The sequence below is a fragment of the Clostridium aceticum genome (genome assembly GCF_001042715.1).
GTDB classification, from domain to species: Bacteria; Bacillota; Clostridia; order Peptostreptococcales; family Natronincolaceae; genus Andreesenella; species Andreesenella acetica.
Genome location: NZ_CP009687.1, coordinates 593,656 through 610,957 on the forward strand (window position 1 = coordinate 593,656; position 17,302 = coordinate 610,957).

Here is a 17,302-nt window from a genome sequence, read left to right on the forward strand (position 1 = left end):
ATAAATCCTATATAATCATATCAAAATAATATGAATTGATTGTTAATTCTTATCCAGAGAGGTGGAGGGATAGGCCCGATGAAACCCAGCAACCGGCATACAAGTGCAAGGTGCTAATTCCTACAGCTAACTGTGGTTTACAGTGGAGCTGAAAGATGAGAGATGGTATAGGTGCACATGCCCTCTCTTGTCGAGAGGGTTTTTTATTACCTAAGAAAGCCCTACGTACAAAAATTATAAAGGATAACTCTTATCCAGAGAGGTGGAGGGATAGGCCCGATGAAACCCAGCAACCGGCATACAAGTGCAAGGTGCTAATTCCTACAGCCAACTATAACTTATAGTAGCGGCTGAGAGATGAGAGAGAGCTAGTTAACTAACCTCTCTTGTCGAGAGGTTTTTTTAATTCACACTAACAATTTTTAAAAAATAATTAAAAGAAAAGAGGGAGATTTATGAAAAAGAGAGTAAAGGTATTATTTTTAGTAGTAGCAATTTTAGCGATGATTTTTACAGGTTGTCAGAAGGTAGATAGTACAGAAGTGAGTGAAAAGTTGGTTATTGGTGTAGCGCCAGGACCTTATGGTGATATGTTTAAAACAGCGATTCAACCACAGTTACAAGAACGAGGATATGTTATAGAAGTAAAAGAGTTTAGTGACTATGTGCTGCCAAATCAAGCACTTGCCAATAAAGAAATTACTGCTAACATGTTTCAGCATGCTGTATATTTAGAAAAGTTTTCTCAGGATCACAATTTAGAATTGTCACCAGTAATAAATATTCCTACAGCGGCAGTTGGGCTGTATTCTAATACAATAAAGTCTTTAGATGAATTAGCAGAAGGAAGCGTAGTAACCATTGCCAGTGATCCTACTAATCTAGCCAGAGCGCTTAGACTTTTAGAAGCAGCAGGGTTAATCACCATCAGTGAAAATGTAGATCCTACAACAGCTTCTGAAAAGGATGTTGTTGAAAATCCAAAGAATTTACAGATTACTCCAGTGGAGGCGGCACAATTACCTAGAACCTTAGAAAGTGCAGATTTAGCTGCCATCAATGGCAACTTTGCAATTGCTGCTGGCATAGATCTTTCTACCGCTATTGTTATGGAAACCCTGGAGGAACCTTATAAAAATTTGATCGCTGTAAGAACCGAAGATTTAGATAAAGAATTTGTAAAGGATATTAAAGAAATCGTTCAATCAGAAGCTTTTAGAGAGGCAATTAATAATCCTAATGATATATTTAGTGGTTTCCAAAAGCCTGATTGGTTTGAATAGGGGGAATTGACTTGATCAGTCTTGAGAATATTTCAGTGACATTTAAAGCAGCAAATCAAGTGGTAGGTGCAGTAAAAGAGGCTTCTCTTGCGATAGATACAGGAGAAATCTTTGGGATTGTTGGTTCTAGTGGAGCAGGTAAAAGTACACTGCTCCGCACCATCAACCTCTTAGAAAAACCAACTTCTGGGGCTGTGGTAATAGACGGCACAGATATCACGGATTTTACAGGGGAAGAACTTAGAAAAACAAGGTTAAAAATAGGAATGATCTTTCAACATTTTAACTTAATCCGTGGCAAAACAGTATTTGATAACATTGCCTTCGCTATGAAGGCGGCTGAAAAGTCGAAGGAAGAGATAAAAGATAGAGTAGAAAAGCTTTTGAAGATCGTAGGCTTGTCAGACAAAAGAGATGTGTATCCTTCCAAGTTAAGTGGAGGACAAAAACAAAGGGTTGGTATTGCTAGAGCTCTTGCCAATGAACCACAAATTCTTTTATGTGATGAACCTACATCTGCGCTGGATTTAGAAACAACAAAGTCTATCCTGCAATTACTAAAAGAAATTAACAGAAATTTAGGTATTACTATTGTACTCATTACCCACGAAATGGATGTAGTAAAGAGTATATGTGATCGTGTTGCTGTAATGAGGAAGGGTGAAGTTGTGGAAGTAGGTAATGTCTATGATGTATTTGCTACACCAAAACATGAGTTTACTAAAAAGTTGGTGGAGCATACCTTCAACTTAGAATTACCACAGGAAATCTTTAAGAATTTAAAGGGAAAACCTATGAAAATTGTATACAGAGGGGATTCCGCATTAGAGCCTATATTATCTCAAGCAACGAAAAAGTTTGATCTAGATTTAAATATTCTTCACGGCAAGATTGAATATATAGGAAATCAATCCATAGGTGTACTGGTGGTTGCTTTTAACGGTGAGGCAGGAGATGTAAAACAAGGGTTGGATTATATAAGAGAAAATACAGATGTAACGGAGGTGTCCTATGCAAGCTAATGTAGTTACAGAACTGGTATCTAATTTGATAAAGGCAATGTCAGAGACCTTTGAAATGGTGGGGATTTCTTTGTTTGCTGCGATTATTCTAGGAATTCCTCTAGGTTTATTCATCTATATTACTTCTCAAGGACTATTCTTTGAAAATAAAACTTTAAACTTTGTAGGAGGAATTCTTGTAAATATCATCCGATCAGTGCCTTTTGTCATTCTTTTGGTGCTGTTACTACCGCTGACAAAGCTGATTACTGGAACCACCATTGGAGCAAGAGCTGCTTCGGTTCCTCTTTCTGTAGCGGCAGTAGCATTTTATGCCCGATTGGTGGAGGCCTCCTTCCGTGAAGTGGATCGGGGAGTCATAGAAGCAGCCATTGCTATAGGAGCAAAACCCTTTATGATTATTCGACATGTACTGTTGACGGAGGCTTTACCCTCCATGATCAATGGGGTGACAGTTACCGCCATCAGCCTTATTGGTTACTCTGCCATGGCGGGAATCGTAGGGGGAGGCGGTATAGGAGATCTTGCTATACGATTTGGTTATTATCGTTACCAAACCGATGTGATGCTGGTAACAGTAATTGTTTTAGTAATATTAGTGCAAGCTTTACAATTTTTAGGTGATCATTTATCTAAAGTAGTGGACAAAAGATAGTAGTAATTTTAAGTACGCTTTTAAACTTGAACTTTGATACACACGGCTAGCCTTTAGTATATTAAATTTCATAGACTGCTCCAAGATCCTTCGCTACCCTCAGGATGACAGTTCAAGAGAACTTTAGTAATAATTGTATTCAGTTAACATCTGTGATAGGAAAATATTTACTTAAGATTTTAATAAAGGGGGCAATATGATGCGTTACAGACAGTTTTGGAACAAAGAAATCGAAACACTTTCTAGAGAAGAATTAGAAGCCTATCAAGCAGATCAGCTTTCTCAACATCTACTACTGGCCTATGATCAATCTGCATATTATAAAGAAGCTTTTGATCAGGCGGGGGTGAAACCCTCGGATTTTAAAGAACTTGCTGATATTAGAAAATTTCCCTTTACCAATAAACAAATAGAACGGGAACGACAAAATCTAAAGCCTTTCTTAGGAGATATGACGGCAGTAGAGGAGGAGGAGGTTGTATTTGTTTCTGCCTCCAGTGGTTCTACAGGTGTACCTACTTTAAGTCCCTTTACCCGCCAAGACTTTGAAGAGTTTCAAGATGTACAAAGTAGGCTGTTCTGGGCAGCAGGAATGCGACCCACTGATAGATACGTTCACGCACTGAACTTTACTTTGTTTGTAGGTGGACCAGACGTAATTGGGGCACAGAATCTTGGTGCACTGTGCCTATGGGCAGGAGCAATTCCCTCTGATCGGTTGCTATTCATCTTAAAAGAATTCCAACCCACCATGATTTGGACCACACCCTCCTACGCATGGTATTTAGGAGAAACTGCCCGTAAGCAGGGGATTGATCCTGCAAAAGACCTTGCCATTAAAAGAATTATTGTGGCTGGTGAGGCAGGAGGCTCCATTGATGCCACAAGAGCTGCTATTGAAGAATTATGGGGTGCGAAGGTCTACGATTTTTATGGAATCTCAGATATATTTGGTGCATGTGCTGGTGCTTGTGAAGCAAGAAGCGGTCTACACATTGCCGAGGACCATATCCTGGTGGAGGTATTAAATCCCGAAACCTTAGAACCTGTAGCAGATGGTGAAAGAGGAGAGTTGGTTTTGACCACACTGCGAAAGACAGCAAGACCTATGATCAGATTCCGTACAGGAGATATTGTAACCTATACAAAAGAACCTTGTACATGCGGCAGAACCCACGGGAGAGTTAATATTACAGGACGACTAGATGATATGTTTATTGTATCTGGAGTGAATGTATTCCCTAGTGATGTTGAATTTGTGATAAGAAATATTCCAGAGCTTACTGGAGAGTATCGTATCACCGTATTTACAGAGAACTTTACAACTAAGTATAAGGTAGAAGTAGAAAAGCTAGATACTTCAGCTATAGATGAAGAAGCTTTACTTGCAAAGGTGCAGGATAGTATAAAGACACGATTGGGTGTAAGACCTAAAGAGGTCGTTCTCCTAAAAGAAGGGGAACTGCCAAGAGCTACCCATAAAGCAAAGCGATTAATTGATTTGAGAAATAACTAATAATATAAATTTTGAGGGAGAGGAAGATATTTATGCCAGAAATAAGTAGTCGATTAGCGGGGTTTACAGAATCAATTATTAGACGTATGACAAGAATTGCCAACCAATATGATGCGGTGAATTTATCTCAGGGCTTTCCTGATTTTGAGCCCCCTGTAGAGATACAAGAAGCTCTTCAGAAAGTGGCGAAGGAAGGACCGCATCAATATGCCGTTACCTGGGGGGCACCAAACTTTAGAGAAGCCTTGGCAAAAAAACAGTCGAAGTATATGGGGATACCGATTGACCCAAATTCAGAAATTGTCGTTACCTGTGGCAGTACAGAAGCCATGATGGTAGCCATGATGACGGTTTGCAACCCAGGAGATAAGGTAATTGTATTTTCTCCTTTCTACGAGAACTATGGGGCGGATACCATTTTGTGTGGTGCAGAGCCTATCTATGTACCGTTGCATCCCCCAACTTTTCACTTTGATATAGAAGAATTGAGAAGGGCTTTTCAACAAAAACCAAAGGCGCTAATTCTTTGTAATCCCTCTAATCCTACTGGTAAAGTCTTTACCCTAGAGGAGCTACAGAGGATTGCTGAGTTGGCGGAGGAATATGATGCCTTTGTTATTACAGATGAAGTTTATGAGCATATCGTATTTGAGCCTTATAAGCACATTTACTTTGCTTCTTTACCAGGTATGTTTAAACGTACGATTTCTTGTAGTTCTTTATCTAAGACCTATTCTATCACTGGATGGCGACTGGGTTATGTGATTGCCCCAGCGGAGATTATTGATCCTGCCCGTAAGGTACATGACTTTCTAACGGTAGGGGCTGCAGCACCATTACAGGAGGCAGCTGTTGTAGGCTTGGAGTTTAATGATTTATATTATGAGGCGTTACAAGAAACCTATAGAAAAAAACGTGATCTCTTCCTCAAGGGATTAGATGAGATAGGATTGATCTATACTGTGCCTCAAGGAGCTTATTATGTATTAGTAGATATTTCAGAGTTTGAGGCTCCAAATGATGTAGAATTCTGTGAATGGCTGGCAAAAGAAGTAGGGGTGGCGGCTGTACCGGGTTCCAGTTTCTTTAGGGAAGATGTGAATCATTTGATACGTTTCCATTTTGCAAAGCAAGAAGAAACTTTAAAAGAAGCATTAAAGCGGCTAGCAAAACTTCGTGAAAAAGTAGAGGAGGGAGTTGCATGGTAGAAGTTAGATGGCACGGCAGAGGTGGTCAGGGAAGTTTTACTGTATCAAGAATATTAGGCATTGCAGTAACCTTATATGGAAATAAATATGCATTAGCCTTTCCCTCCTTTGGGCCCGAGAGAAGAGGAGCACCAGTTTTAGCTTTTACGAAAATCGATGAGAAGAAAATCATAGATCGTACTGAAGTAAAATCCTGTGACTATGCTGTCGTATTAGATGAAAGTCTTGTAAATAAAGGGATTTTAGAAACCATCAAGCCGAATGGCAAGGTAATTATCAACACCAGTCATCCAGAAAAGTATCACGACTGGCAAGGGGCACAGGTAGTGACGATAGACGCTACATCCCTGGCCCTAGATATACTAGGACAACCTATCACCAATACAGCTATGTTGGGGGCACTTTTAGGTTCCACAGAGATTGTCTCCTTAGATGCTGCTATTAAAGGATTAGAGGCAGGGTTGCCTGCTAAAATTGTTGACAAAAACATAGCGTTGATAAAGAAAGCCTATGAAGTAGTGAAAGGGGTGTCCCATGAGTAGACCTGTTGTTCGACCTTATAAGAAACCAGTGCATATCAAAGAGTATCCAAAGGGTACATGCTTTACGGCTGGCTATTTAGTGACAGAAAATGCAGACTGGAGAACAGAAAAACCTGTGATCAATAATGAAAGTTGTAATGGATGTTTTTATTGTTATTTGTGTTGTCCTGAGGGCGTTATCTTTAAAAAAGAAAATAAAGTAGACATTGATTATAAATTTTGTAAAGGTTGTGGCATCTGTGCTAAGGCTTGTAAAGCTAAGGCTATCACAATGAATAGGGAGGAGTAGGATCATGGAGAAGGTATTTATTTCTGGAAATGAAGCTGTAGCAGTAGGAACAAAATTATCTAGACCCCATGTTATTTCAGCTTATCCTATCACTCCACAGACCATCGTAGTAGAGCGTCTTTCTGAGATGGTGGAGGAAGGAAGCATCAAAGCAGAGTTTATGCATGTAGAATCAGAACATTCTGCACTATCCGCTGCCATGGGGGCTAGCGCAATAGGTGCTAGAACTTTTACAGCCAGTTCTTCGCAGGGACTTTTATATATGGCAGAATGTATGCATTATGCCAGCGGCGGTAGGTTTCCTATTGTCATGATGAATGCTAATCGCTCTGTAGCTTTGCCATGGAGCATTTATGGAGATCAAAGAGATTCATTATCTCTTTTGGATTCTGGATGGCTGCAGGTCTATGTAGAGGATGCACAGGAAAGTTTAGATATGGTGATTCAATCCTATGCCATTGCAGAGCACCCTGATGTATTGACACCTATTATGCTGAACTTAGATGGGTTTGTATTAACCCACACCTATGAGGAGGTGGAGGTACCGCAGCAAGAAGCGGTAGACGCTTTTTTACCTCCTTATAAAACCACCAATAAGTTTGACTTGGAGAATCCTACAAATATGTGCTTTAGTTCTTCTCCAGCAGATAATATGGCCTTTAAGTATCAACAGCATAAGGCAGCTTTAGATGCTGTAAAGGTGATTAAAGAAGTGAATGAAAACTTTGCAACACAGTTTCATAGAGATTATGGAGGGCTCATACAAGCTTATCGTTGTGAGGATGCAGAGGTCGTCTTGATTGCACTAGGCAGTGTTTGTGGGACTTGTCGTACTGTAGTGGATGCCCTAAGACAACAAGGGCAGAAGGTAGGATTATTAAAGATTCGTTTTATGCGTCCTTTTCCAGAGAAGGAAATTCTCGAGGTGCTGAAAGATGTAAAGGCGGTAGGTGTAATCGATAAAGATATTTCTTTTGGCTATGAAGGTACTGTGTATACCAATGTCAATTCTGCCTTAGCAAAAGGAGGTCAAGATATACAGAGCCTAAACTTCATTGCAGGGTTAGGTGGTAGAGATATTTCTAAGGAAGATATTCAAGGAATGTTTGAAAAGTTACAGGAAGTCCCAGGAACAAAGGTAGAAAAGCATGTACACTTTATTAATGTGGGGGTGGAGATCGATGCGTAGGGAAAAAAATATAAATGCCCGTAATATTACAGATGAAGAATACTTTTATGGTCATAAGGCTTGTGCTGGCTGTGGAGGTAGTTTAGCAGTTCGGTTAGTATTAAAGGTATTGGGACAGCGAACCTTTACAGTGCTTCCTGCTGGTTGTATGTCGGCGGTAGGATTTAATTATCCGCAGCTATGCTTTACCACCAATGCCATGATCTCTACCTTTGCAGGAACAGCTTCTATGATCTCAGGTGTAGCAGCAGGGGCAAGGGCATTGGGTATTAAGGATTTCCATGCTGTAGGTATTGCCGGAGATGGAGGTACAGCAGATATCGGTATTCAAGCACTTTCGGGTGCCATAGACCGTAGAGAGAAAATTATTTATATCTGCTATGACAACGAGGCTTACATGAACACAGGGATTCAAAAAAGTGGCTTGACCCCCTATGGTACCCGCACCACCACCACACCGGCAGGAGATAATATTCGAGGAGCAGTTACAACGAAGAAAAATATGTTTGAAATTGTCGCTGCCCATGGCATTGACTATGCAGCCACCGCTAGTATTGGTTATATACAAGATTTTTTAAATAAGATTAACAAGGCAAAACAAGTAGAGGGTACCTCCTACATCCATGTATATGCTCCTTGTCCTACTGGATGGGGAACCTCTGCTGACTCTGCTATAGAATTAGGTAAAGAAGTGGTAGACTGTGGGCTTTGGTATCTAGCGGAATATGAAAACGGAGAGTTTCTTCTAAATAAAAATCCTAAGGAATTTGCCTCAGCTGAGGACTATTTAAAAAATCAAGGTCGATTTAAGCACTTATTAAAGGAAGATATAGAGAAGATCGTAAAAGATCGTGATGAGAAGTGGGAAAAGATTAGAAAAAGTTGGGTAAGATCATAAAGGAAACTACAAAAGGGCTTTATCTTTTAATATTAAAGCAGGGAAGTGAATCTATTCATTCACTTCCCTGCTTCGCATGCACTATGAAAGGTTAGTATGCTGTCTTAAATCTTTAAGGCGGAATAACACCATTACAAAAAAATATATCTTTGAAAACTAAGTATATTCATATAGTCCCCCTAAATGGTACCGATAAATGACTTGATATTATTTTTGTAATATCACTGGCTGCACTAGGTCTAGCAAATTTCATCGTACACTCTCTCATAGACTTAAGTCTATTGCTTGAAACCAACAAATCTGTAGTCATATGAATAAGCTCTTCAGGAGTTTTTTGCCCAGGTTGCCCATCCTTGCTGACATACACAATGGGCATTTTCTTCTTCATGACCAGGGATTGGATTATAAATAATTGTAGGCAGTTCACAAGCTTGTGCTTCTGTCAATGTAATGGCACCTGCCTTAGTAATTAGTAAAGATGCCTTCTTCATCAGTGAAGGAATTTCATTGGTAAAGGAGATAATTTCCCATTTTTTTGAGTCTCTATTTTCAAGTTTTTTCATCTCCCAATAAAGACGTTCGTTTTTTCCTGTAACTATCAGTCCTTGGAAGGGAAAATCTATAGTTTCTAACTTTTCTACGATGCTATTTAATGCACCTATACCTAACCCTCCTCCCATAATTAATATCAAAGGATGTGTATCTGGATATTGTATTAGAGGTTTATAAACTTTCTTTCCAGTGGTAAAGGATTGCTTTATAGGTAGCCCAGTATTAAATATGGATTCAATAGGATACTTATTTTTTAGCAATTGATTTTGCAGATGATCATTTGCAACAAAGTATCCTGTTATATCGGAATTATACCAGATAGGGTGGTAGGAATAGTCAGTGATAATCGTCCAAGCAGGAATTTTTATAGTGGCGTTGTAGCTATTTGTAGGAATTGGGTGGGTAAAGATAAAAGCATCAGGCTGAAAACTTTGCTTCATTTTCTTTAGGGTTTTAAAACAAACAAAGTTTAAGTAGCTTATGATGGAACTGGCTTGTTGATGTTGTTGTGACCAGTAAAAAATTTTGCTATAGATAGATGGGTTTTTTGTTATTACTTGTAAATATACATTAGTAAAGAACTGATATACTCTACTGTCATCTAAAACATCAAATATTTTAATTTTAATGTTTGGATCCTCCAGTTGGAAAGCCTCCTGTAAAGCTAAGGCAACTGAATTATGACCTTGACCTACTGAAGCTGTAACAATAGCTAACCTCATAGAACCAATCTCCTCCTTATATGGTGGTAATACGATGACTATCAATTTAAGACTACAATATAAAGTTTAAGGATCTATTAACCACCAGTTAAAAATCTGTTAAGTATAAGAGTAAATTGTGAGAAGAAGAAGCATATTCTTTAATACCTTGCTAACAAATACTTTACAAAGTTATAACCAAACCATACATGTAAGGTGATATTCTGTAGCTAGGTAAAAAAATCAACTAAGCTACCTGATCTAGACCTTAGCAGAGGGAAAGACTGCGATATTTGTTGTAGTCACTGTAACAAAGGAATTAAGTTATAACACAACAACTTAACTACTTTATAGGAGGGGTTTTTATGTTAAATAATTTAAAGGTCAGAGAGTTGCGAAATGTCAAAGGATATACTACACTAGATATGGCTAACTTAACACAAATTTCCAAAAGCTATATAGAAGAATTGGAGAGAGGAACAAAACATAACCCTGCTTTTAATAAAGTTGTTTTAATAGCTAAGGTCTTAGGTGTGAAGGTGGATGAGTTGGTATTGAAGTTATAAATGAATAGAAAGAACTCCTTTGTATAATCTATATAAAATATCGAAATTCAAACAATGATTGTGAACATACAAGATTTTTATGAATAATTTAGGTGGGTCATTCTCAGTAATATTGCCATAATATCATATTCCAGATCGGAGATAGGTTTTATGTTTATTTAGATATGGAGACATATTATAATGTATATTTTTTGCTAAATAGGCTAAAATTCATACAAGTAGATAAAAGTCAATTTGCTTGACTTTTATGCATAACTGATTGTATAATGTATTTTAAAGGTTTGCACAAAATTTGTAAATATGAGTGGTAATACAATAAAATATTTTTATAAATCATTGCTATGAAGAGGACAGTAATAGAAAGATAACCTTTACAGAGAGATAATCATGTGGTGCGAGATTATTATGGAGCTTTTTATGAAAATCACCTTGGAGCAGAGGATCTGAAACAGCAGTAGGGTTCTCCGTAGACATACGTTATCATGTATCTGAGTGACAAGATAAGAAATTTATCTTGTAAGCAGGGTGGTACCGCGGTTTATTCGCCCCTAGATTATTCTAGGGGCTTTTTTATATTTTTGGCGTAACTTTGAATGTACTTTAGAAAGGATGGGAAAACAATGAAAGGATTTAAATCTTTATCGAATGTTCCTGTGGCTGAAAGAGAAAAGGCTGTAGCTGAATTGTGGGATAAAAACGAAATTCTCGATAAAAGTATTACAAATCGTGAGGGAGCAAAGTCTTTTGTGTTTTTTGAAGGACCGCCAACAGCCAATGGTAGACCGGGAATTCATCACGTTATTTCAAGAACATTAAAAGACTCAGTATGTAGATACCATACAATGGTGGGAGAGCAAGTAAAGAGAAAGGCTGGCTGGGATACCCATGGGTTACCGGTAGAAATCGAAGTAGAAAAGCAATTAAAACTATCTAGCAAAGTAGAAATCGAAAACTATGGTATCGCAGCTTTTAATGAAAAATGTAGAGAATCTGTTTTCTCCTATGAAAAGCAGTGGAGGGAAATGACCAGAAGAATGGGTTACTCGATTGACCTTGATAATCCTTACATTACTTTAGACAATAACTATATCGAATCTGTATGGTGGATTTTAGATAAGTTCTTTAAAGAAGACTATATTTATGAAGGACATAAAATTCTACCTTATTGTCCAAGATGTGGAACAGGTTTGGCTTCCCATGAGGTTTCTCAAGGGTATAAAGAAATTAAGTCCAATACAGTAATCGTTCCTATGAAAAGAACGGATGCTGATGAGTACTTCTTGGTATGGACAACCACCCCTTGGACATTAGCTTCTAACGTGGCTTTGGCGGTACATCCTGAAGTAATCTATGTGAAGGTAAAGTACAATGACAAAGTATATATTGTAGCAAAGGCTTTGGCTTCTAAGGTCATCGGTGATGAATATGAAGTCATAGAAGAATTAAAAGGACAAGACTTAGAATATATAGAGTACGAGCAATTGATGCCTTTTGTGAAACCAGATAAAAAAGCCTTCTTCGTTACTTTAGCTGATTATGTAACTACAGAAGACGGTACTGGAATTGTTCATATTGCACCTGCCTTTGGTGAGGATGACTACCAAGTAGGTAGAAGGTATGATCTCCCTGTATTACAACCGGTAAGTGAAGAAGGAAAATACACCACCACGCCTTGGGAGGGTCAGTTTGTTATCGATGCTGATGTTGACATTATTAAGTGGCTTCACGGAGAAGGAAAGCTATTTAAGAAGGAAAAAATGGATCATAATTATCCTCACTGCTGGCGTTGTTCAACACCCCTGCTTTACTATGGAAAGCCAAGCTGGTACATTGAAATGACCAAGCTAAAGGATCAATTAATCGAAAACAACAATAGCGTCAACTGGTATCCTGACTATGTAGGAGAAAAGCGTTTTGGTAACTGGCTAGAAAACCTGAATGATTGGGCATTATCTAGAAACCGTTATTGGGGAACACCGCTAAACATTTGGCGTTGTGAGTGTGGCAGTACTACTTCTGTAGGTTCAAGAAAAGAGCTAATAGAAAGAGCCATTGAAGATCTTGATGAGACAGTAGAACTTCACAGACCTTATGTGGATGATATCCACTTAAAGTGTCAGGACTGTGGAGAAAGTATGACTAGGGTAACAGAAGTAATCGACTGTTGGTTTGATAGTGGGGCCATGCCTTTTGCACAACATCATTATCCTTTTGAAAATAAAGAAAACTTTGATACACTGTTCCCAGCAGACTTTATCTGTGAAGGAATCGACCAAACAAGAGGATGGTTCTATTCACTACTGGCGATTTCTACCTTTGTTATGGGGAAAGCACCTTATAAAAATGTACTGGTAAATGATTTAATTTTAGATAAAAACGGTCAAAAGATGTCAAAATCAAAAGGAAATACGGTAGATCCCTTTGAGTTATTTGATAAGTATGGTGCAGATGCTCTAAGATGGTACTTACTGCATGTATCACCGGCTTGGACACCTACACGATTTGATATCGAAGGATTAAAAGAAGTACAAAGTAAGTTCTTCACCACTATTGAAAATGTATATGCCTTCTTTACTTTGTATGCAAATACAGATGAGATTAATCCTAAGGATTTCTTTATCGAATATAAGGAACGTCCAGAGTTGGATCGATGGATTTTATCAAAGTACAACAGCCTTGTAAAAGAAGTACGAAGTGATATGGAGGTATATGACCTGACAAAGGCTGTAAGAAAGATTCAAGAGTTCGTGAATGAAGATCTTTCAAACTGGTATATCCGAAGAGCTAGAAGACGTTTCTGGGCCACAGAGTTGACCAAGGATAAAAAGGCGGTATATAATACAACTTTTGAAATTCTTGTAGGTATTTCTAAGTTAGTGGCACCTTTTGCTCCCTTCTTATCAGATGAGATGCATGAAAAGTTAACAGGAGAGTTATCTGTTCATCTTGCAGATTATCCTGTAGCAGATGCTGCATTGATCGATAAAGAAGTAGAGGAAAAAATGGACTTAGTAAGGGACTTAGTAGGACTAGGTAGAGCTGCAAGAGCTCAGTCTAAGATGAAAGTACGTCAACCACTGCAAAAAATATTGGTGGATGGTAAGTACGAGACCTTAATTGCTGACCTTATGCCATTAATCCAAGAAGAGTTAAATGTGAAGGAAGTTCATTTTGAAAAGAATCTAAAGGATTTTATGGACTTTAGTCTAAAGCCAAACTTTAGAGTGGCAGGTCCTGAGTTAGGAAGTAAAATCAAAGCCTTTGGCAAGGCCCTTGGGAGTCTAGATGCATCTGTTGTTGTACCGAAATTAGAAGCAGGTGAGAAGGTAGACTTAGAACTTGATGGAGAAAATTTTGAGGTTGGTAAAGATTATGTAATGATCAACATTTCTGCAAAGGAAGGCTTTACAGTAGAAATGGAAAATAATCTGTTTGTTATCTTAGACACCACCTTAACCCAAGAATTGATTGACGAAGGTTTTGCCCGTGAGTTTGTTTCTAAAGTTCAGCAGATGAGAAAAAATAGCGACTTTGAAGTAGCAGACAATATCAAAATCTACTTTAATGGAGATGATGAAATCACTAAGGCAGTAGAACTTTATAAGTCTTATATTATGCAGGAGACTTTAGCAGTAACTATTGACAGTGTTGAAGATAATGATTTAGAAAAACAAAACTTGAATGACCATGAGACAGGTATAAAAATTCAAAAGATAGAAGCATAAATACATCTTAACATCTCCAGATAATTAGTATCTGGAGATGTTTTTTATAACCAAAGGAAGACTTTGTTCTAATCTTAGAGAGAAATTTTTTGCACCAATGAAATAAGTATAAATAAAAGTGGGTATGTTAAAAGCAGGAGGTGCATTGTAATGAAGAAGTTTTTTCTATGGGTCCTGTGTTTATGTATGGGTATAAGCATGATAGGCTGCCAGCCTGAAGAGGAACAAACGCCACCCCCTCAACAGCAGGAGGATCCGGTTGAAACCCCTGAGGAGGATCCAAACGTACATAGGGATATCAAAGAGGATCTTAGAGACAGAATGAGAATCGTTGAGGGGACCACAATCCCTTCAGATGCAGCAAGTTGGTTTGAAGAATTTGGAGATGAAGAAGGTGCCTACGTATATCAACGTCCAGATGCCACTTATATCAGAATTAATGCAGGCGAAAGACCTACAGGGGGTTATGGTATCATTGTAGAAGACTACTTAGAAGAGGAATACCCTAGAGTGATCTTAGTAGATATGATGGTTCCAGGTGATGAAGATGTGGTAACGCAGGCTATTGCTTATCCTTCTGTCACTTTGCAAATTCATACGGATATGGTATCGGAATACGAAGTTAGAACGATGGAGGGTGAAACATTTCCTACAGAAAGTAAATTAGTTCATGCCGTACTAGAGCTACCGGAAGAAGGCGAAGAAATTAATAATCCTGTGGAAATAAGAGGAAGGATCATTGCCTTTGAAGGAAGTTTTATTGTGCGTATTTTGGATGATGAAGATGAGCTAATTCATGAGGAACATCTGCAAGCGGATGCAGGAGGACCTTATTGGGGAAATTTTCATGAGGAAGTGCGATATCCTGTCACTGATGCAGAAGAAGGAAGAATAGAAATCGGCGAATATAGTGCCAAAGATGGAGAATATATGATGCGAGAACAAGTGAATGTAAGATTTAAGAATAATGAAGACTAAAAAAGGTGGCCTCTGTCAAAGAGGCCACTGAAAAAGTTCTTTTTGTCATCCTGAACGTTAGTGAAGGATCTTAATTATATTGAAAACATAAGATTCTTCAACTTCGTTTCAAAATGACAAACAAAAAAACTATAGTTTTTCAGCGTTCTTTTGTCAAAAGACCATCTTTTTTAAATAAATAATTGCATGTCCGATGCCATAGCATCTTCTAAGTAAGTTTTTGCATCTACGATTTCTAATTCAGGAATTAATTCTTCCTTTTTTAATCCCATAATTTCTACAGATAATTTGCAACCATAAAAGCGCACGCCTTTTTTTATGGCACCATTTAAAAAATCTATTAATCGTGGAGCTTTGTCATCCTCCATCATTTCTAATAGCATCTCTTTACCGATTCCACCAAAATTCATTTTAGAGAGGGGAAGTTCTTCTGGTCCTTTGGGCGTCATCATACCAAACATTTTTTCGTAGGTGGTTTTATCTTCTAAGGTCATCTTTTCAGGGTCTCTCAACAAAAATAATCCCCAAAAAGCAAAAAACAATGTTACTTCAACCTCCATTTCTCGTGCAGCATTAGCGATGATTAAGGCCGCTAAAGCTTTATCATATTCTCCACTGAACATGAGCAAATTTATTTTTTTCTTTTCCAAAGAAAGCACCTGCCTTTCTATATAATTTTACACACCCCATGAACTGGGTTTTTTATAAAATCTATATGCTATTTTAGTGTAACCACTTTTGCTTATCAAAAACCTTACATATAGAAAAAACCATGTAATGAATAGCACATGGTTTAAAAGGATAAATGCCTATACTTCGATAGATAGGCTTTTTTATTTTTTGAAATTTTGGAAAGGAGTTTGATCAATTGATCTATTTCATCAAAGGAATTATACAGTCCAAAGCTTATTCGAACAACACCAGGATGAGGGAGGGAAGGATCTTCTATACGGTTTTTAATTTCTTCAGCAGAGATATTTAGCAATCTTTGAATATAAGGTTGTGCGCAAAAGCAACCATTTCTTACGGCAATAGCGGCTTCTTGAGCAAAAATAGTAGCTACCATATCGTGGGACATACCAAGAATATTAAAGGGAATAATGCTAACACGATCTTTACTATTAAAGGCGTCTCCATAAAAGATAAGATCATCTATATCCTTAAGTCTGCTTAAAGCGTACTCCATTAATTTTCTTTCATAAATCTCAATGTCTTCCATTCCTAGATTTTTTAAAGTTTTTATAGCGGTAACTATAGCTAATACCCCCATCACATTAGGTGTTCCAGCTTCTTCTTTTAGAGGAGGATCAGCCCACTTTACAGTATCATGTGTTACAATTTCTACTGTACCACCTCCTGTATAATCTGGAGAACCCTTCTGAAAAATTTCCTTAGGACCAATTAAAACTCCTGTACCAAAAGGGGCATACATTTTATGACCAGAAAAAACAAGAAAATCGATGTGTTGAGGATCATTAGGAGGTTTCATATTTATTGGGGCATGAGGCACCAACTGTGCCCCATCTACTAGAATCTTAGCTCCATGACGATGAGCTATTTCAGCAATTTGATTTATAGGATTCATATAACCTGTTACATTAGAGGCTCCAGTCACCGCTACTAGCTGTACCCTTCCTTTATAATGGAGGAGTTTTGCTTCTAAATCCTCTAGGGATAGCTTTCCTTCTTGGTTAATATCAATATAGTCTACTGTATATTTATTCCTCCAGGGTAAATCGTTAGAATGATGTTCCATAAAGCTGGATAAAATAACACCATCTTTATAAGTATTTAGCAGCCTGTTAGAAAGTTTATTGATAGCTTCTGTGGTATTTTTAAGAAAAATAATTGTATCATGCTTTAAATCTGCACCTACAAAATCAGCAATCATGCTGCGGGCATTTTCGTAGATGTTAGAAGAAACTTGAGATTTATAACCAGTACCACGATGTACTGAAGCATACCAAGGAGAAAAGTTCATAATTTCCTCCAGCACAGGTAGAAAGGGAGGGGTGGTGGCGGCGTTGTCAAAATTGATAACAGGGAGGTATTTTCCGTTAGGAAGAGATATTTTTGTATCAATGCCGGCGATCAATTTTCTGGTCTCTGTCAAGGGATGTATGTAGCTCATTTTTATCACCCACCTAAATAGTATTCTTCTTAAACATTCTATGCACT

15 protein-coding genes, 2 riboswitches and 1 other annotated feature are annotated in these 17,302 nt (G+C 38.0%); of the genes, 12 read left to right on the forward strand and 3 right to left on the reverse strand.

The window, feature by feature from the left end:
* Window positions 1-46 precede the first annotated feature (46 nt).
* A riboswitch (SAM riboswitch) is annotated at window positions 47-162 on the forward strand.
* Window positions 163-247: 85 nt separating this feature from the next.
* A riboswitch (SAM riboswitch) is annotated at window positions 248-364 on the forward strand.
* A gap of 91 nt (window positions 365-455) precedes the next feature.
* The 9 genes from CACET_RS02690 (at window position 456) to CACET_RS02730 (ending at window position 8,602) form a co-directional block, all read left to right on the forward strand.
* The gene (locus CACET_RS02690) at window positions 456-1,283 is read left to right on the forward strand and encodes a MetQ/NlpA family ABC transporter substrate-binding protein (RefSeq protein ID WP_052661202.1); all 828 of its coding nucleotides are present in this window, start codon (window positions 456-458) and stop codon (window positions 1,281-1,283) included.
* 11 nt (window positions 1,284-1,294) lie between these two features.
* Window positions 1,295-2,305 carry a methionine ABC transporter ATP-binding protein gene (locus CACET_RS02695; RefSeq protein ID WP_044823089.1) on the forward strand — a complete coding sequence of 337 codons (1,011 nt, stop codon included), beginning with the start codon at window positions 1,295-1,297 and terminating at the stop codon, window positions 2,303-2,305.
* Window positions 2,295-2,960, forward strand: a complete 666-nt coding sequence (locus CACET_RS02700) for a methionine ABC transporter permease (RefSeq protein WP_044823088.1) — start codon at window positions 2,295-2,297, stop codon at window positions 2,958-2,960. The genes CACET_RS02695 and CACET_RS02700 overlap by 11 nt, the downstream gene beginning before the upstream one ends.
* Window positions 2,961-3,159: 199 nt before the next feature.
* Window positions 3,160-4,476: a phenylacetate--CoA ligase family protein gene (locus CACET_RS02705; protein ID WP_082058075.1), complete on the forward strand. Its 1,317-nt coding sequence runs from the start codon at window positions 3,160-3,162 to the stop codon at window positions 4,474-4,476.
* Between the two features lie 32 nt (window positions 4,477-4,508).
* Window positions 4,509-5,684 carry a pyridoxal phosphate-dependent aminotransferase gene (locus CACET_RS02710; protein WP_044823086.1) on the forward strand — a complete coding sequence of 392 codons (1,176 nt, stop codon included), beginning with the start codon at window positions 4,509-4,511 and terminating at the stop codon, window positions 5,682-5,684.
* Window positions 5,678-6,226 (forward strand): 2-oxoacid:acceptor oxidoreductase family protein, encoded by a 549-nt coding sequence (locus CACET_RS02715; protein WP_044823085.1) that lies wholly within the window; start codon window positions 5,678-5,680, stop codon window positions 6,224-6,226. Before CACET_RS02710 ends, CACET_RS02715 begins: the two co-directional genes overlap by 7 nt.
* On the forward strand, window positions 6,219-6,515 hold the full coding sequence (locus CACET_RS02720) for a 4Fe-4S dicluster domain-containing protein (RefSeq protein WP_044823084.1): 297 nt from the start codon (window positions 6,219-6,221) through the stop codon (window positions 6,513-6,515). Before CACET_RS02715 ends, CACET_RS02720 begins: the two co-directional genes overlap by 8 nt.
* 4 nt (window positions 6,516-6,519) lie before the next feature.
* Entirely contained in the window at window positions 6,520-7,704 is a 1,185-nt protein-coding gene (locus CACET_RS02725) for a transketolase C-terminal domain-containing protein (RefSeq protein ID WP_044823083.1), read from the forward strand.
* Entirely contained in the window at window positions 7,697-8,602 is a 906-nt protein-coding gene (locus CACET_RS02730; RefSeq protein WP_044823082.1) for a thiamine pyrophosphate-dependent enzyme, read from the forward strand. Before CACET_RS02725 ends, CACET_RS02730 begins: the two co-directional genes overlap by 8 nt.
* Window positions 8,603-8,925: 323 nt before the next feature.
* Here CACET_RS02730 and CACET_RS02735 read toward each other — a convergent pair whose 3' ends face one another.
* The gene (locus tag CACET_RS02735) at window positions 8,926-9,876 is read right to left on the reverse strand and encodes an MGDG synthase family glycosyltransferase (protein ID WP_048407521.1); all 951 of its coding nucleotides are present in this window, start codon (window positions 9,874-9,876) and stop codon (window positions 8,926-8,928) included.
* 344 nt (window positions 9,877-10,220) lie between these two features.
* On the opposite strand from CACET_RS02735, the gene CACET_RS02740 reads away from it, so the two are divergent.
* The 3 genes from CACET_RS02740 to CACET_RS02750 all read left to right on the forward strand — a co-directional run bounded on the left by CACET_RS02740 (window position 10,221) and on the right by CACET_RS02750 (window position 15,124).
* Window positions 10,221-10,421, forward strand: a complete 201-nt coding sequence (locus CACET_RS02740) for a helix-turn-helix domain-containing protein (RefSeq protein WP_044823080.1) — start codon at window positions 10,221-10,223, stop codon at window positions 10,419-10,421.
* Window positions 10,422-10,753: 332 nt separating this feature from the next.
* Window positions 10,754-10,974: a binding site (T-box leader), on the forward strand.
* Between the two features lie 67 nt (window positions 10,975-11,041).
* A complete protein-coding gene (ileS, locus tag CACET_RS02745; protein WP_044823079.1) occupies window positions 11,042-14,146 on the forward strand; it encodes an isoleucine--tRNA ligase in 3,105 nt (1,034 codons plus the stop codon).
* Between the two features lie 150 nt (window positions 14,147-14,296).
* Complete coding sequence (locus CACET_RS02750) at window positions 14,297-15,124, forward strand: Gmad2 immunoglobulin-like domain-containing protein (RefSeq protein ID WP_044823078.1); 828 nt, start codon at window positions 14,297-14,299, stop codon at window positions 15,122-15,124.
* Between the two features lie 170 nt (window positions 15,125-15,294).
* On the opposite strand, the gene CACET_RS02755 is transcribed toward CACET_RS02750, so the two are convergent.
* Window positions 15,295-15,774 (reverse strand): DsrE/DsrF/DrsH-like family protein, encoded by a 480-nt coding sequence (locus tag CACET_RS02755; protein WP_082058074.1) that lies wholly within the window; start codon window positions 15,772-15,774, stop codon window positions 15,295-15,297.
* A gap of 143 nt (window positions 15,775-15,917) precedes the next feature.
* Window positions 15,918-17,255 carry an aminotransferase class V-fold PLP-dependent enzyme gene (locus CACET_RS02760; protein ID WP_044823077.1) on the reverse strand — a complete coding sequence of 446 codons (1,338 nt, stop codon included), beginning with the start codon at window positions 17,253-17,255 and terminating at the stop codon, window positions 15,918-15,920.
* Between the last annotated feature and the right edge of the window lie 47 nt (window positions 17,256-17,302).

Bases quoted from the DNA above. Each gene is read 5' to 3' on its own strand.
- CACET_RS02690 (WP_052661202.1), top strand. From the start codon at position 456: ATGAAAAAGAGAGTAAAGGTATTATTTTTAGTAGTAGCAATTTTAGCG.
- CACET_RS02700 (WP_044823088.1), top strand. From the start codon at position 2,295: ATGCAAGCTAATGTAGTTACAGAACTGGTATCTAATTTGATAAAGGCA.
- CACET_RS02705 (WP_082058075.1), top strand. From the start codon at position 3,160: ATGCGTTACAGACAGTTTTGGAACAAAGAAATCGAAACACTTTCTAGA.
- CACET_RS02710 (WP_044823086.1), top strand. From the start codon at position 4,509: ATGCCAGAAATAAGTAGTCGATTAGCGGGGTTTACAGAATCAATTATT.
- CACET_RS02715 (WP_044823085.1), top strand. From the start codon at position 5,678: ATGGTAGAAGTTAGATGGCACGGCAGAGGTGGTCAGGGAAGTTTTACT.
- CACET_RS02720 (WP_044823084.1), top strand. From the start codon at position 6,219: ATGAGTAGACCTGTTGTTCGACCTTATAAGAAACCAGTGCATATCAAA.
- CACET_RS02725 (WP_044823083.1), top strand. From the start codon at position 6,520: ATGGAGAAGGTATTTATTTCTGGAAATGAAGCTGTAGCAGTAGGAACA.
- CACET_RS02730 (WP_044823082.1), top strand. From the start codon at position 7,697: ATGCGTAGGGAAAAAAATATAAATGCCCGTAATATTACAGATGAAGAA.
- CACET_RS02735 (WP_048407521.1), bottom strand. From the start codon at position 9,876: ATGAGGTTAGCTATTGTTACAGCTTCAGTAGGTCAAGGTCATAATTCA.
- CACET_RS02740 (WP_044823080.1), top strand. From the start codon at position 10,221: ATGTTAAATAATTTAAAGGTCAGAGAGTTGCGAAATGTCAAAGGATAT.
- ileS (WP_044823079.1), top strand. From the start codon at position 11,042: ATGAAAGGATTTAAATCTTTATCGAATGTTCCTGTGGCTGAAAGAGAA.
- CACET_RS02750 (WP_044823078.1), top strand. From the start codon at position 14,297: ATGAAGAAGTTTTTTCTATGGGTCCTGTGTTTATGTATGGGTATAAGC.
- CACET_RS02760 (WP_044823077.1), bottom strand. From the start codon at position 17,255: ATGAGCTACATACATCCCTTGACAGAGACCAGAAAATTGATCGCCGGC.